This is a genomic window from Sporosarcina soli, from assembly GCF_042655805.1.
Taxonomy (GTDB): domain Bacteria; phylum Bacillota; class Bacilli; order Bacillales_A; family Planococcaceae; genus Sporosarcina; species Sporosarcina soli.
The window spans coordinates 191,877-207,661 of record NZ_JBHSNO010000007.1 but is presented as its reverse complement, the minus strand read 5'-3'; the positions used below and the strand labels follow the sequence as shown (position 1 = coordinate 207,661).

14 protein-coding genes and 2 pseudogenes are annotated in these 15,785 nt (G+C 41.4%); 3 read left to right on the top strand and 13 right to left on the bottom strand.

The window, feature by feature from the left end; translation table 11 throughout:
- Positions 1–35: 35 nt before the first annotated feature.
- Positions 36–224, bottom strand: a pseudogene (locus ACFPRA_RS14670) (winged helix-turn-helix transcriptional regulator); the annotation flags it as partial.
- Between ACFPRA_RS14670 and ACFPRA_RS14665 the strand changes: the two are divergent.
- A pseudogene (locus ACFPRA_RS14665) lies at positions 222–644 on the top strand (formaldehyde dehydrogenase, glutathione-independent); the annotation flags it as partial. The pseudogenes ACFPRA_RS14670 and ACFPRA_RS14665 sit on opposite strands and share 3 nt — an antisense overlap.
- A 78-nt stretch (positions 645–722) precedes the next feature.
- Entirely contained in the window at positions 723–1,106 is a 384-nt protein-coding gene (locus tag ACFPRA_RS14660; RefSeq protein ID WP_381436458.1) for a GlcG/HbpS family heme-binding protein, read from the top strand.
- Positions 1,107–1,284: 178 nt separating this feature from the next.
- Here the strand turns inward: ACFPRA_RS14660 and ACFPRA_RS14655 are convergent, their stop codons facing one another.
- The 11 genes from ACFPRA_RS14655 to ACFPRA_RS14605 form a co-directional block, all read right to left on the bottom strand.
- Positions 1,285–1,491, bottom strand: a complete 207-nt coding sequence (locus tag ACFPRA_RS14655; protein ID WP_381436122.1) for an NINE protein — start codon at positions 1,489–1,491, stop codon at positions 1,285–1,287.
- A 53-nt stretch (positions 1,492–1,544) separates the two neighbouring features.
- On the bottom strand, positions 1,545–2,849 hold the full coding sequence (locus ACFPRA_RS14650) for a M48 family metallopeptidase (RefSeq protein WP_381436119.1): 1,305 nt from the start codon (positions 2,847–2,849) through the stop codon (positions 1,545–1,547).
- 182 nt (positions 2,850–3,031) lie between these two features.
- Positions 3,032–3,157, bottom strand: coding sequence for a hypothetical protein (locus ACFPRA_RS14645; RefSeq protein WP_381436116.1), 126 nt, complete (start codon positions 3,155–3,157; stop codon positions 3,032–3,034).
- A gap of 16 nt (positions 3,158–3,173) precedes the next feature.
- The gene (aspA, locus tag ACFPRA_RS14640) at positions 3,174–4,595 is read right to left on the bottom strand and encodes an aspartate ammonia-lyase (protein WP_381436113.1); all 1,422 of its coding nucleotides are present in this window, start codon (positions 4,593–4,595) and stop codon (positions 3,174–3,176) included.
- A gap of 23 nt (positions 4,596–4,618) precedes the next feature.
- The gene (locus tag ACFPRA_RS14635; RefSeq protein WP_381436110.1) at positions 4,619–5,815 is read right to left on the bottom strand and encodes an NAD(P)-dependent malic enzyme; all 1,197 of its coding nucleotides are present in this window, start codon (positions 5,813–5,815) and stop codon (positions 4,619–4,621) included.
- A gap of 37 nt (positions 5,816–5,852) precedes the next feature.
- Positions 5,853–7,247: an allantoinase AllB gene (allB, locus tag ACFPRA_RS14630; protein WP_381436107.1), complete on the bottom strand. Its 1,395-nt coding sequence runs from the start codon at positions 7,245–7,247 to the stop codon at positions 5,853–5,855.
- A 27-nt stretch (positions 7,248–7,274) separates the two neighbouring features.
- On the bottom strand, positions 7,275–8,213 hold the full coding sequence (locus ACFPRA_RS14625; protein WP_381436104.1) for a dihydroorotate dehydrogenase: 939 nt from the start codon (positions 8,211–8,213) through the stop codon (positions 7,275–7,277).
- Positions 8,210–8,992, bottom strand: a complete 783-nt coding sequence (locus ACFPRA_RS14620; RefSeq protein ID WP_381436101.1) for a dihydroorotate dehydrogenase electron transfer subunit — start codon at positions 8,990–8,992, stop codon at positions 8,210–8,212. Before ACFPRA_RS14620 ends, ACFPRA_RS14625 begins: the two co-directional genes overlap by 4 nt.
- A 45-nt stretch (positions 8,993–9,037) precedes the next feature.
- On the bottom strand, positions 9,038–10,306 hold the full coding sequence (locus ACFPRA_RS14615) for a Zn-dependent hydrolase (RefSeq protein ID WP_381436099.1): 1,269 nt from the start codon (positions 10,304–10,306) through the stop codon (positions 9,038–9,040).
- A 442-nt stretch (positions 10,307–10,748) separates the two neighbouring features.
- Positions 10,749–12,350: a PucR family transcriptional regulator gene (locus ACFPRA_RS14610; RefSeq protein ID WP_381436096.1), complete on the bottom strand. Its 1,602-nt coding sequence runs from the start codon at positions 12,348–12,350 to the stop codon at positions 10,749–10,751.
- 35 nt (positions 12,351–12,385) lie between these two features.
- Positions 12,386–12,556 (bottom strand): hypothetical protein, encoded by a 171-nt coding sequence (locus ACFPRA_RS14605; RefSeq protein WP_381436094.1) that lies wholly within the window; start codon positions 12,554–12,556, stop codon positions 12,386–12,388.
- Between the two features lie 315 nt (positions 12,557–12,871).
- Between ACFPRA_RS14605 and ACFPRA_RS14600 the strand changes: the two genes are divergently transcribed.
- Positions 12,872–14,110, top strand: coding sequence for an MFS transporter (locus ACFPRA_RS14600; RefSeq protein ID WP_381436091.1), 1,239 nt, complete (start codon positions 12,872–12,874; stop codon positions 14,108–14,110).
- A gap of 167 nt (positions 14,111–14,277) precedes the next feature.
- Here ACFPRA_RS14600 and ACFPRA_RS14595 read toward each other — a convergent pair whose 3' ends face one another.
- Positions 14,278–15,510, bottom strand: a complete 1,233-nt coding sequence (locus tag ACFPRA_RS14595) for a Fic family protein (RefSeq protein WP_381436088.1) — start codon at positions 15,508–15,510, stop codon at positions 14,278–14,280.
- Positions 15,511–15,785: the final 275 nt, after the last annotated feature.

Below are 15,785 nucleotides of genomic sequence, written 5' to 3'. Positions count from 1 at the left end.
GCGTCCGAATTATATAATTATCCTGCACCTCAAAATTAATGAATATAGTATTTTATATTTTTCTTTCCCCATTCATACATCATTAAAACGATGGGCATTAGGCTTTCTCCTAGATTTGTTAATGAATACTCCACCCGCGGAGGAACCTCAGGAAATACTTTCCGATGTACAATCCCGTCCTCTTCTAACTCCCTAATTTGAGTGGTTAATACCTTATGTGTAATTGCGCCATTGATTGCGTTGGTTTTGAAGCCCACGGCCATGGTGCAGGAGCCGGTGAAGCTCCGGCTATCGTGCTGAATTCCATTATGGATGTCACGCGTGCAGGGGGACGTCTCGGCATACCTGGACTCTATGTAACCGGTGATCCAGGTGCCGTCGATGAAGATGCAAAAATTGGAACCTTAAAGGTACGATTAGGACTTGGTTGGGCGAAAGCACATACTTTCGTAACAGGCCAAACACCGGTCATGAAATACCATCGTGACTTGATGATGGCGATTTTAAGTGGTAAGGCACAAATTGCGAAGGCGGTAAACGCCACTTTAATCTCCTTAGACCAAGCACCGGCAGCATATGCTGAATTTGATCAAGGAGCTTCCAAAAAGTTTGTCATCGATCCCCACGGCGTATTTAATAAGTAAGATATTTTCCTATACATGTATGAAAAAACAAGGAGGGTCATTCTTATGAACAAAGTGACATTGGATCTGGCGTAAGAAATCATTGCAGGTTCGGAAGAAGAAGCAAAGAAAATCGGGGTTTCTATGGTCATTTCGGTTGGGGATGATGGCGGAAATCTGGTTGCGGTTCACCGGATGGATGATGCATGGCTAGCAAGCGTTGACATTGCACAAAACAAAGCATGGACATCCGTAGCTTTAAAAATGCCTTCAGCAAACCTGGCGGAGGCGACTGTGCCTGTAGCTGAACTTTATGGGTTAAACACAACGAATAATGGACGCCTTGTCGTCTTCGGCGGAGGAATCCCTCTTGTCAACGACGGTAAAGTAGTGGGAGCAATAGGTGTCAGTGGAAGTACAATGCCTCATGACGTTCAAGTTGCGGAAGCTGGCGTTAAGATATTTAATAACAAACTATCTTAATAACATTTTGCTAGGGTTGGGGAGTCAGGCTCATGGTCCTGACTCCTCTTTTTTTAAGTACAGGTGTAATGGGTGAGATGAATCCTGTACAATACAGAACTCACCTTCGTAAATTTATTTTTATGTCATTGATAAAATGATAATTAGTTTGGTTTGTTTATTATTGTAAAATCAATACTTAAGACTTGATTAATCTACCTTCACTATCTGTAAACTTTCCAACAGCAATTATAATAAAATCAATTAACGTCCATATTCCCAATCCACCTAATGTAAGTAGCATTAAAATTCCTGTACCAATTTTACCAACATAAAATCTATGTACACCTAAACTACCTAAAAAGAAACTAAGCAATAACGTTGCAACAAAACTCTTTTCTGACATAAGACATTCCTCTTTCTCTATGACATTTGTATATTACAGCAACAATCAAAACATTAATACATACTCTTCAACAAATACTCAAATTCCTCTTGTGTATCCACTTCTAAATAATCAAGTGCAGAATCACCATAAGCATCTTTTACAGTCGGATTTGCACCTGAATTGTATAATAGCGCGGCAATTTCATACGATTCGTTTGCGAGCGCTGCAGTAAGGGCAGTGGAATAGTTATCAAAATCGTTAGGATTTGCCCCATTATCGAGTAACAACTGGATCACTTCAAATTCATCATTATAGACTGCATAATGAAGTGCTGTTGTTGATTCCTCATCTTTCGCATGAATGTCGGCTCCTTCAGAAATGTACTTTTCTACATTTGAAATGTCGCCATTAGCTGCCGAAATCATAAGTGGCGTCGTCGCATCGGGATAGAAATCAGATTCCAACATTTCGTGACCAGCAGACTCTGCGTCGGTTGGGAAGATGGATGTGAGAAATACAGAACCAACGACAGCTAGAACGATTAAGCCCACGTAAAGAAAGCTCAAAACCGCGATAGAAACTGTTGCACCTATCGCTATTTTCCCCGCATTCGGTTCGAAGTTTGGCGTTCCTTCCACACCCATAAATTGACCCACGGCCTGGATTCTTTTCGGCAATAAAGGATGCGTAGATAATAATTCGGCAACCCAGACAGCAGCATTGGATTCGCTATGTATTTGTTCAAGATAGGCGAAATCATTAACCTCTTTGTAAAGACCTTTTCCGATACCCAGAATTGTGAGCGCACGCTTCGCAGCTACCCCGTCCTGTATGTAATAGGCGGCTTCCCGGTCGCATGTATATTCACATGCACGACTGTAAGCTTGCGAGAGAAAAGGAACAAAAGCGGCAGGTATAACGAGTATACTCTTCCACACATGCCTACGCTTAATATGAGACAATTCATGTGCGATAATGAAATCAAGTTCTTTTTCACCTTGCTCACGAGCCAATTCGAATACTTCCGAATAAATAACAACCATGTTTCGCCCAAAGAATCGTGTGGCAAAGGCATTAAAAGCACCTTCAGAATGGAGAACAAATATATCTGGAACTTTTTCAAGCTCCATTTTCCCCGCCAAATCAACAACTCGGTCATAAATATCAGGAAATTGTTGCTCACTCACTCGAACCCCGTTGCCCCGTACACTTCCGAGCATGATTGCATTTGAAAGTAATATAAATGCAAAGATAACTAACGCTATCGCAATACCAATAAGACTGAACGCAGCGATAAGATAGATAAAAATACTAATAATGACACTACAGATGAAGTATGGTGTTTCCTTGCTAGACGTCAAAGATTTTGAACTCAAGGTATATTCCTCCTTTCAAAGTAAAGTTTTTCCATACAGATATAAATAATAGATAGTTCCAGAAATAGAGTCAATAGGTATAGATGCTTCCCATTTCCCCAAAAAACAAATCAAGACATTCGAACTACTACAATTGAAAAATACCTGGTTCTAAACAGTTCAGAACCAGGTACCTATGTTGATTACTCGCTTTCTAACTCCTCATACCACTTATCTTTCCAAGCTTGGACCGCCGCATCGATTTCATCACTCGCCTGCTTCGCTTCTGCACTTTTCTCTTCATCGGTGTGTGAGTGACTGTCACTCATGCAATTACGCCAAATACTACTTAACTACCAGTTCAGGCACGTGTGCATTCGGTCTGGTCATATTATATGGATTCAATATCTCTTCGAGTTTTTCTTCTGCAATGACGCGGCGCTCTATGCAAATCTGTCGGATTGGACGATTGGTCAACAACGCTTCCCTTGCGATTTCCGATGCTTGTTCGTAACCAATATACGGGTTAATTGCCGTTACAACGCCAATACTTTTATCAACAAATTCCTGCATGACAACTTCGTTCGGTGTAATTCCCCTTATGCAATATTCACGAAAGACATTGAGTCCGCGCTCCATCATACTTAGCGATTGGATTAAATTGAAGACCAGTACTGGCTCCATGACGTTGAGCTCCAACTGTCCTGCCTCGGAAGCCAAGGAAATGGTATGATCATTGCCGATCACTTGAAAAGCAATCTGATTGATGACTTCTGGAATAACCGGATTCACCTTGCCCGGCATAATGGACGAGCCTGGTTGGCGCGACGGTAAGTTCAATTCATTTAAGCCTGCCCGTGGACCCGATGCCAGCAGTCGGAGATCATTGGCAATTTTCGACATATTGACCATACAAATTTTCAGGCTGGCGGAAACTTCTGTATAGCAATCTGTATTTTGCGTTGCATCGACAAGCTGCCCGGCTTTAAGCAATGGATATCCACTAATTCGTCCTAAATGGAAGACCGCTCGTTCAATATAGTCTAAGTTAGCATTTAAGCCTGTTCCTACAGCCGTGGCACCTAAATTTACTTCCATCAAGTGATATTTTGTATTCGCCACTCGCTTTATATCCCGCTCCAACACCAGCGCATACGCTTCGAATTCTTGACCTAGTCGAATGGGAACAGCATCCTGCAAATGGGTTCTGCCCATTTTTATCACATGATCAAATTCAATGGCTTTTCGGCGAAATTCTTCACAAAGAAGAGTCATAGTATGGAGCAATTTGTCCAGCAAACAAAGCGTTGTAATACGGATTGCCGTGGGAAATGCGTCGTTTGTCGATTGTGACATATTTACATGTGAATTAGGGCTAACAAAGGCATAATCCCCTTTTTTTCTTCCTAAAAGCTCAAGCGCACGATTTGCAATGACTTCATTGGCGTTCATATTTAGAGAAGTCCCAGCTCCACCTTGAATTGGATCGACCAAAAACTGATCACGCAGCTTGCCTTCCATAATTTCTTCAGCCGCTTGGACAATAGCATCCGTTAAATCTGCGGACAGTACACCTGTCTCTTTATTAGCAAGAGCCGCGGCCTTCTTTACCATTGCAATGGATCGAATAAGTTCCGAATGGATGGGATAACCTGTAATCGGGAAGTTTTCGACTGCCCGCAACGTCTGAATGCCATAGTATGCCTCAACATCAATTTGTTTCTCCCCTATGAAATCTGCTTCTACGCGTCTATTTGCTTGATTCATCAGTGGTTCGACTCCCTTATCCATTAACTTAAGATAGCTTGTTTCCGTTCTTTTGCTACGCCTGAAGCAAGGGCTGCTTGGGCAACAGCTTGTGATACAGATTCCACCACCCTGCTATCAAACGGATTCGGAACAACATAGTCTTCCGATAGTTCCTCTTCACCAACAAGCGCGGCGATTGCAATCGCTGCAGCTTGTTTCATGTCCTCATTAATTCTTGAAGCCCGGACATCAAGCGCTCCTCTAAAAATGCCCGGAAAAGCGAGTATATTGTTAATTTGATTCGGATAGTCCGAACGACCTGTTCCAATAATACGTACACCTGCCGCTTTTGCTTCCTCGGGCATCATTTCCGGTACCGGATTGGCCATCGCAAAGACGATTGGCTGCTCTTTCATCGTGGCAATCATTTCTGTTGTCAGTGCTCCCGCTACCGATACTCCGATAAAGACATCCGCATGTTGAATGACGTCGGAAAGGATTCCTTTTTCACTCGTGTTATTTGTAAATTGGGCAAGTTTTACCTTCACGGAATTCATGCGTTCTGTCCGTTCTTTGTAAATCGCTCCGACTGTATCACAAACGATAATATTCTTCGCTTTAAACGAATGTAGCAGCTTGGCAATTGCAACACCTGCCGCACCAGCCCCATTAATGACAATTTTCATGTGTTCAATCTCTTTTTGAACAAGCTTACTCGCATTCAATAAAGCTGCCGCAACTACGATTGCCGTTCCGTGCTGATCGTCATGAAAGACTGGAATGTCAAGCTCCTGCTTCAAGCGCTCCTCAATGATGAAACAATCTGGAGCCGCAATATCCTCCAGATTAATGCCCCCAAAACTAGTCGAAACATTTTTCACAGTTTGAATAAAATCCTCAACATTACTCGTTGAAAGGCAAAGAGGGATGGAATCAATATTCGCAAAACGTTTAAATAATGCTGATTTCCCCTCCATCACGGGAAGCGAAGCCGCTGGGCCAATGTTTCCTAGACCTAACAAAGCCGTACCGTTACTAATGACAGCAACTGTATTTCCTTTCATCGTGTAGTTATAAATGAGTTCTTCTTCCTGTGAAATCTCAATGCACGGGCCTGCTACACCTGGAGAATAGGCAAGACTCAAATCTTCCATACTTTCAATCGGGGCTTTGAGTGTCACTTCGAGTTTTCCACGCCATTTTTCATGAAGCGCCAATGCGTTTTGATAGTTATTCAATTCCCTTCACCTCTCTACTTATCATGTATTTCGTCGTTTAGCGATTTGGAGTGACCAGTTTCCCCATCGGTTCCGCAGTAATTTCTCCGTCTTTCATTACTGTCACGCCGTTAACAATCGTCATGACAGGCATTCCTTTGACAGTCGCCCCGTCATACGCCGTCACTTTACTTTTACTGTGCAACTCTTCCGTTCGGATTGTATGCACTTTGTCCATATCAACAATCGTTAAATCAGCATCCGCACCCGCCGTAATGGACCCTTTTTGAGGATATATTCCATATAGCTTCGCTGGATTCGTCGACAATAACGACACAACTTGTTGCAAGCTCAGTCTACCTTCCGAAACCTGGTTCAGCATAAGCGGTGCAAGGGTTTCCACACCGCACATACCTGCAGGCGCATTCCAAATATCTAACTGTTTTTCCTCCGGCGTATGCGGTGCATGATCTGAACAGACCAAGCTGAAGACACCTTCATCAAGACCAGCCCAAATCCGCTCCTGATCCTCTTTGTATTTCACTAAAGGATAGACCTTCATCATCGAACCTTTCGTTTCAAAATCTTCATTCGTTAAAAATAAATAATGCGGGCAAGTTTCCGCTGTAATCGACACCCCTTCTTGTTGGGCTTGTGCAATCCGATCTACACTACAACCAGCGCTAACGTGTAAAATATGGAGGCGTGCGCCCGTATCCTTTGCAAACGCAATTGCTGTGCCGATCGTTAACTCTTCCGCCAGGGCAGGTCGAGCCCGTAGAGCATCCTCATAGGATTTCCCCCCTGCCGCCTTCACTTCTTCCGTCAAATGATTGATGAGCTCGCTATTCTCTGCGTGAATTGCAATGATGTTGCCTGTTTTCGCCACTTCCGCAAACATTTTATAGACTTCGCCATCATCACAAGGAGGGATGATATTGTCCATTCCTACCTCATAGTTGTAGACAAGTTGATAGTTTTCTTTGTTCACCGCGTAGCCCCAGAAGTATTTAAAACCGATGACCCCAAGCTCATTGAGTTCTTGTAAATCATCGTTATTCAAATCACCGAGACATATCCCCCACACACCAAAATTGACATTCGCCTTTGAACTGAAGTTTGCAACCTGCTGTTCGAAATTGGCTTTGTTGCTAATCGGCGGATTCGTGTTGGGCATTTCAAAAATGGTTGTAATTCCACCTGCGGCAGCTGCCTGCGTCGAATGGTAAAAATCCTCTTTATGCGTCGCGCCGCCGTCACGCGAATGCACATGCGTATCAATTAAACCCGGTAAAACAAACAAATTCGTCGCATCTGTCGTCTTCATTGCGTCTCCCGCTAATTGTTCATTCGTAACAGCAACAATTTTTCCGTCTTTAATGTAAATATTCCCGGGATAGCTTTGATCCTCCGTCACAATATTGCCATTAACAATTACATGATCCCATATCATAGTGGTCACCCTTTCGAGTTGTGCTTACTAACATAAACTGACAGGTCGCTCTACTTGTACCGCACCAACTAACTCTTGAATATCTGCAATGCCCTTTTTCTGCATATAGTGCTCAATGCCCTCAATAATTTCAATCATGGCATTCGGATGAATGAAGTTTGCCGTTCCTACTTGCACAGCAGTTGCCCCCGCAAGGATCATTTCAATGGCGTCGTCCGCATTCATGACACCACCACAACCGATGATTGGCAGGTTTGTCACTTGGTGAACTTGGTAAATCATACGTACGATAATGGGTTTAATGGCTGGACCCGAAATACCGCCCATGACGTTACCAATTTTCGGCTTCATTGTGTGAATATCAATCGCCATAGCTAAAATCGTATTTGCCACCGTTAATGCGTCTGCTCCCGCACGTTCACAGGCAATCGCAATCTCTTGGATGCTCGTGACATTCGGTGTGAGTTTAGCAATGATTGGCACATTTGTCGCAGCCTTCACTTGTTTAATCAGCTCATAAGACATGCCGGCATCCATCCCAAATGCTTTTCCATCGTGCTCCAAGTTCGGACAGGAAATATTCAGCTCAATCGCCGCTACATCTGGATGACCGCCAATCACTTGAGACATTTCAACGAATTCGTCGATGGTATCGCCAGAAATACTTGCAATGAGTGGTGCCTCATATTTACTGTAAGCAGGAATGATCTCTTGCAGATAATAGTCCAACCCTTTACTTTGAATCCCAATGGAGTTAATCATCCCCCCGAAAACTTCACAGACTCTTGGCGTTAAATTCCCCCCACGAGGGTATTTTGTAATGCTTTTCGGAACGAGCGCTCCTAATTTATTAAAATCAAAAATTTTCTCCATTTCATGACCGAATGCGCCAGATGCAGGCATAATTGGATTTTTGATCTTGAGTCCTCCAATATCCACGCCTAACTTCACTTGGGTATTTGTCATGCCATAACCACCTTTTCCAAATCAAACACAGGTCCTTCAGTACATACACGGACGGACAAGGTTTCATTTTCATTCTGAATATCACACACACAGGCAAAACAGGCACCCATTCCACAAGCCATATTTTCTTCAAGAGCAATTTGTGATGGAATGGAATGCTTACTTGCAACGTTTTGCAGTAGCTTCGACAAGCGCTTGGAACCGCATGTGAAACCTGCATCTACCCGTTGCTTAGAAATGATTTGCTCAATTAACTTTTCGACACTTTTCACATCACTTGTGCCGTCCTCTTCGGTTACCTTGTGTACTTCAACGCCCATGCTTTGTAGCGCCTCCGTTGCCAACAAATCATTATGGCTTCTAGCACTTAGAATGGCGATGCACTTTTTGTTGTTATACACCGCTTCTTGTGCAAGTGCTGTCAGCGTTGCGATCCCCACGCCTCGCGCTAGAAGGAGGACCGTTTCCCAATCCTCTTCTAACGTAAAGCTAACACCGAGCGGACCAAATACATCAAGCCGCTCTCCCGCTTTGAATTCGGTCATCTTTTTCGTTCCTGCTCCTTGAACAAGATAGAGAAATTCAATGGTTTCTTCCGCCTTATTAATCCGGTAAATACTAAAGGGTCTTCTTAAAAAAGGGAAAGTTGTTTCGCATAAGATGTTAAAAAATTGACCAGGTTCAATTCGATTGACCAGACCAGGTGCAGCTACGATCATATGCCAATACCTTGCACTTACCTGAATATTGGATAGAATAGCTAATTTATTTAATTCCATGTTGCGTTCAGCTCCTCTGCTCAATTAAACGATCCAGTTGTATTTTTAGCTTGAACGCAAGCATTTATTTTGCAAAGCGTTCGTTGTGACAATAGCACTTTTCAGAATGAAATCTTTTAGTAGTCGTGTACCGATGCCAATTTGCTCAATGGACGTGTATTCCTTTGGATTATGGCTCAAGCCATCCTGCGAAGGTACAAACAGCATGCCCGTTGGACATAGACCTGCCATATTCATAGCATCATGCCCTGCTCCGCTTGGCATCACTTTATAGCGGATATTGTTTTCCTCACAGGTTTCTTCAAAATCATGAACGATGTCGGGATGCATATGAACCGGTTGTTCATGCGACAATAATGTACATGAAATTTGTAAATCCCTTTCCTGTTCAACTCGGCTAATGACAGCCTGAAGCCGCTCAATGACCATCTGCTTGGACGAACCATCCGTCCCGCGAATATCAATTTCTAAATATGCTTCACCAGGAACCGTGTTCATGCTACCTGACTGAATTGTGAGCACACCGACTGTTCCAACTGTGCCTTTATGCGCTTCAGCCTTCGCCGCCCTTTCAATTTCCAGTGCAATTTCTGCAGCCCCTAGTAGTGCATCACTTCGATAATTCATCGGGGTTGTACCGGAGTGGGAAGCGCGTCCTGAAATGGATATGCGGTAACGAGTCGGAGCCGCAATGGCAGAGACGATTCCAATATCAAGCCGTTCACCTTCTAAAATCGGCCCTTGCTCAATATGCAATTCCACATATGATTTAAAGGATGCAGGTCGCCGAACCGCTCGTTCGACTTGTTCAAGATCCAATTGATTTTCTCGAAAGGCTTCTGCCATTGTAATCCCATCCCGATCCGTTAAAGCATGTAGGTCGATTGCTGGTAGCACACCTGCCATCGCTTTGCTCCCCACTGTAGCGATACTAAAGCGTGCGGATTCCTCACAAGAAAAAATAATGACCTCAATCGGATGAAGCGTTTGGATCGATTCCTCGTTCAACAAACGGATGATTTCGAGTGCCGCCATCACACCGATAACACCATCGTATTTTCCCGCATCATAGACCGAGTCAATATGCGAACCCATTGCAACAACTGGAAGCTCTGTACGGAGCCCCTCTCTGCGTGCAATGACATTTCCAACCGCATCTACACGTATCGTTAACCCCTCGTCTTCAAATTGCCGGATCAAATAGCGTTTCGCATCTTGTTCAGCCTTTGTGTATGCAAGTCGGTTAATGCCAACTCCTGCGTCTGAGTAAGTTGCAATTTTCTCGATGGATTGTTGTAAGCGTTTTAAATTCACAGTACACTCCCCCTCACTCAAGCTTTATCTTGTCTTTATTGTATTATAGGAAGGGTCTGAAAGTTTACGGCGATAAAGACAGTAGTTCAAGGTTTTCCTCGTCTATTCAGACAACTCCCTATATGGCTGGCAACATTTTGCACATAATCAATTACGCCTCGGCGTAATTGCGTCCAGATTTTGAATTGAGCAAGGCTCAATTCACTCCCCTCAAAATCTGTGACATCCGCCGGAGGCTTTATCTTCGTTTAGCTGGTGTTTGAACACCCGCTGAACAGGAAACAAAACTGCATTCATCTCGCCACCTGTGAGGTGGGAGTATTCTGCTGAATGAAGATAAAAGACTCCACGGTTTGCGCTATGCGCGTTACCGTGGAGTCCCAAAAGTACAAGGTCTTGAAATTATTCATCTTATATAGAATGTCCCATTTTGATTTACGACCTAGAACTCCATTTTTTCTGGTTGCAATAGATCATAAATTTTTAAGCCAATGAACAAATTTAGTTTCTCTTCCGACTTTCTCAGTGAATACCCTGTCAACTCTTCAATTTTATTTAAACGATACTTCAATGTATTGACGTGAATAAAGAGGGCTTCTGATGTGTCTTTCAACACCTCATTGTACTCAAAAAACGTCCTGAGCGTATGCAAAAGTTCACTGCTACCATCCGCATTAACTAATTCTCCCAACGTTTCATTATAAATGTTTTCCAACTCCACATCATTATTGATGGAATAAATCAATCGGTAGACGCCAAGTGCGTCATAAGAAACAATCCGGCTTGACACAATCGCTTTTTCGCTAAAGTAGAGAGCTTTCTCTGCTTGTAAAAAGCTTTCCTGAATTCCCTTTAAGCCAGTTTCAACCCTACCGATCCCTAAAAACAATTTGTACGTGCTGCCGATTTGTCCCGCAATTTTGTTATAATATTCGGTTGCGAGCCGACTCATGTCCTCGCCATTTGGAACCGGAAGAATGATACAGATGCCATTTTGAATGGAACCGATCAAAGCCGTTGATTCAATGCTTTTAAGAATATTGGTCAGTTTATAATTCTTCAATAGTTGATACTGTTTAGAAGATGTCTTACTATCTTGTACACTAAAAAGCAGGCAGACATATTGGCTGTTCTTTGTAATGCGATAATTGCCACCCCACTCGATGACACTTTGTTCACGAATACTGTGGCTAAATAGTAGCTCTCTGATAAAATCACTTTCATATTGCTGCTCAATATCAATCTTGACTTTCATCTTTAAAAACTCAAACGACAGCAATGTTGCCGCTTTCTCAAGGATCGCTAAATCTACCGACAAATGTTGGTCATATTGACCCCAACTCGTAATATTTCCTAAGTATTCGCCTTCTACAATGATTGGGACGACCACACAGGAAACATCTTGTCCCTTGTAAACCCGCTTCATCTGAAGTGGTCTTTGAATGATAGAAAGCTCTCTTTTCTTTTCAGTATCCAGCAAATCTATGTCTACTCCCATCGAATAGGAAGCGACGGTCGGCAATTCACTTTCAATTGTTATTTCATTTTTAATGATCAATTCGATATTTTTCGCGTACACTTCTATCCCCTGTTCTACAAGGGATAGCTCGTTTAAAATTTTCATGGCGTACTCTAAATCCTCTTGCAAGACAACCTTTTTATCAAAAATAACATGCATCACCGGTACCATAATATCCACATATTTAATATGATTCGGTATTTCTATTATAGGAAAGTTCAAGCGGTTGGCAGTTTCGATGATTTCTTTGGAAATCTCCCTCAGAAAATCGGAAGGCTTTATGGCTAAAGCAGTGGCTCCTGCAGCATGTAAACGTTCGATCAAGGTATTTTGTGCTTCTAGATCTTCTTTCACAGCGTATAGGGAAGTAAGAATTAATTCGTTTCCCTTCACCCACTTCGCGACTTCCGGGACTTCCAGCACAGTAATACTATCAATTTCACGATTCAATCCTCCATGTCCAGCAATTACCCGGCACTCAGAGAAGCCCCCTAATTTCAGCACATCTCGTAATTCAATCCCCACAAGCTTCTCCTCCCTATAACGTGCTAGCTAACCTCTTAGCGAAGATTAAATTCTTTGGAAATTACTTCATAGTCCAATCCGAGAATTGTACAATTCTTTTTGATTTCATCATGGAAACGAAAACCGTCGGGGACAGGCAAATCCCTATTTTCCGAAAAGAAAATCAATAGCTCATACAAATCTACAAAAGCTTTTTCTTTATCCAAACCCTATCACTCCTTTTTTATTAGCTTATCAGAATAATCAGTAGGGTGGAAATACTTTTCCGGTTATATGTATTGAATAACGTTTACCAATTCCCAAAAATGAAGTCTTAAAAAAATCAATTGTCGATTCGGATATAAATAAACGAATTATATTGTAACTAATAGGTATTCCAATTTTCTAAAAACAAACTTATGATTATTCTAGCAACCAGAAGAGTTCGTATTGTAAGCCCTTTCACACTTCCACCTTTTTCATTTGGACGTATGTGGAATTTGCATTTGATGGTTGTAAAATGGTAAAAGGGAGGTAACAAAATGCAGAAACATGCAGAAGGTGTTACTTTTGAAGAAGAAGCACCGAAAATAACAAAGTATCAATGGCAAACGTTATGGGCCTCAATGATTGGGTATGCAATGGATGGACTGGATATGATGATCTTAGCCTTCACAATGCCGCTTATTATTGCCTTCTATGGAATTAATGCAGCAGAGGCTGGTAGTCTATCAACTATTACACTCCTTGGAGCAGTCATCGGAGGATTAGTATTTGGGGTTATGGCTGATAAATACGGACGTGTAAGAGTATTTACTTGGACTATTTTAATATTCTCTGTTTTCACCGGTCTTTGTGCATTCGCACCAAACATGGAAACCTTTGCTCTATTTAGATTTCTGGCTGGACTTGGGCTTGGAGGAGAATTCGGAATTGGTATGACACTTGTAAGTGAAGCATGGCATAGTAAATATCGAGCTCGAGCCACTGCATTTGTTGCAACAGGCTTTCAATTCGGTACCGTATTAGCTACCTTGACTGTTTTGTTTTTAGCACCAAAGTTTGGTTGGCAGGGGGTTTTCTTGGCTGGAGTCCTACCAGCAATTTTCGCATACTGGTCAAGAAGGAACCTTGAAGAGCCGGATGTCTGGAAGAAGCTTAAAAGTGAAAATAAAAACAAAGTTGCTATTGGTAAGCTCTTTTCATCAACAAAAACCAAGAAGGCAACAATTGGACTCATCATTGCTACCAGCGTCCAGAACTTCGGGTTTTATGGGATTATGACATGGATGCCTACTATGCTCGCAATGGAACTTGGTTTAAGTTTAAATGGTACTACCGTTTGGACGGTCATCACAATCGTAGGGATGCTTATAGGGGTTATGGTTTTTGGTTTCCTATGTGATAAAATCGGACGAAAACCTTCGTACATCATGTTTTTGGTGGCCGCATCCGCTATTGTTTGGATTTACTTTCAGCAAACTTCAATAACAAGTCTTTTAATTCTGGCTGGTTTTCTCGGCTTTTTTGTAAATGGCATGATGGGGGGTTACGGTGCACTTCTTGCTGAACATTATCCTACAGAAGTTAGATCGACAGCTGAAAACGTCATTTTCAATATTGGTAGAGGAATCGCTGGTTTTGCTCCATTAATTATTGGTTATCTTTCTTTAGCCCATTCTTTAAGTTATGCACTAGGCCTTATCTCTGGGGTCTATCTGTTATCAGCTCTTGCTTTTATCTTTTTAATACCGGAAACAAAAGGGGTAGAGCTTGAATAGTAAGTATACCTTTAAACGAAGGTACCTGGTTCTAAATCATTCAGAACCAGGTACTTTTTTGATTACTCTTCCCCTAGTTCTTGATACCACTTATCCTTCCAAGCTTGGACCGCCGCAGAAGTTTGCTAAAAATAACTTTGACTCTCGATAACTGTGCTAAGTGAGCCTTAAGAAGGTAATATACTTTCTAAACAATCATCGCAAATTTTATACGCTTTCGGTTTTTTACTCACAAGCTCAACATATCCCTCCTGCACTAAATAATCCATCACCCTATTAACAATATGCCTAGATTTACTTGATAATCTCATCAGCTCTTGCACAGACAAAATGACTTGATCATCTACAAAGACATTAATACTAATCATTAAATACAATAAGTCACGTTCTTCTTTATTCTTTTCCCATTTCTCTTTTTGAATGTACTGTTTTATTCGTTCCAGCTTCATTAGATTAAGCTCAAGATCTTCAATAATTCCTCTTTGTCCCGTCGAAAGTAGCTCTAACATGCTTATTAAATAGAATGTCATATCTCCTAAATTCAAAGGCGATGGTATTTCCTCTAACGCCTTATAATACTTCGCTTTATCTTTATTTACCGCATAGGAAAAAGTGATAGCCGAATATTTGTCTAGATACCTCGATAAATAACTCCCAACAATCAAACGCCCTGTTCGACCATTACCATCATAGAATGGATGAATATATTCATAGTAATAATGACCTACCATATAACGATATAATGCAGGATGCGATTCATCTTGTAGATACTTTATTAAAGCCCCTAATGCCTCAATAATTTTTTCTTCTGTACTGATTCCAATATGAGTCGTCACATTACCATCATTCACTTCTACATATCCTTTTCTAAACATTTTACCGTCTGGAGCATCTGCTGATTTAACTTCATCTGCCACTAAGTTGTCATATAAGGTTCTAAAATCCTGAACGTTTTCAAACAGCTTAACTTTTTCTATATAATGATATGTCTTCATCAAACCGACAAATCGCTTATTTTTAGGTTCCGACAGTTCTGATTCACTAAGGGCTTCTTTCAGTTCTTTTTTCGTACTACGAATCCCCTCAATTTCGTTATTACTTTGCGCCTCATTAATAATTAACTTATTGAAATAAGGTTGTACAACAAAGTCGGGAAGTTTACTAATAAGTGAGGATATTTTGGAACTATTTAATAGTACTTCGTTATTTAAATTCATCAAATCATGGGTATTTACATAAAATAATTCAAACGAATCGTCTGTAAGATGCTCTTTTCGGAAACCACGAATCATTAACGATGTTGAATAGCTTCCATAACTATTTTTCCTTTTAATCACTTCATCCCGATAAGCAACATCATCCAGTTTATAAAAAAGCTTAGTTAATCTCTCATACTTCATAAAATCACCTCTTCATTTTTTAAAAATCAGGTGTTTTTTTAATTATAAAGTCATTATATCCTTTTTTCAAACTAATTATTCTAAATTCCTATAAAAATTCATTCAAAAAACTGCCATACTCCGTTAATTTTCAGAGTATGGCAGTCTATCTAATTCGTTTATCGCTACATGCATGCAAACTTTTAGCTGAATGAATTAGTCAGCTTTTACGAGGATCCTGAAGCTTCTATCGCTTTTAATACTTCAAAGACAAGCTCCTCAATTCTTCGCTCCGA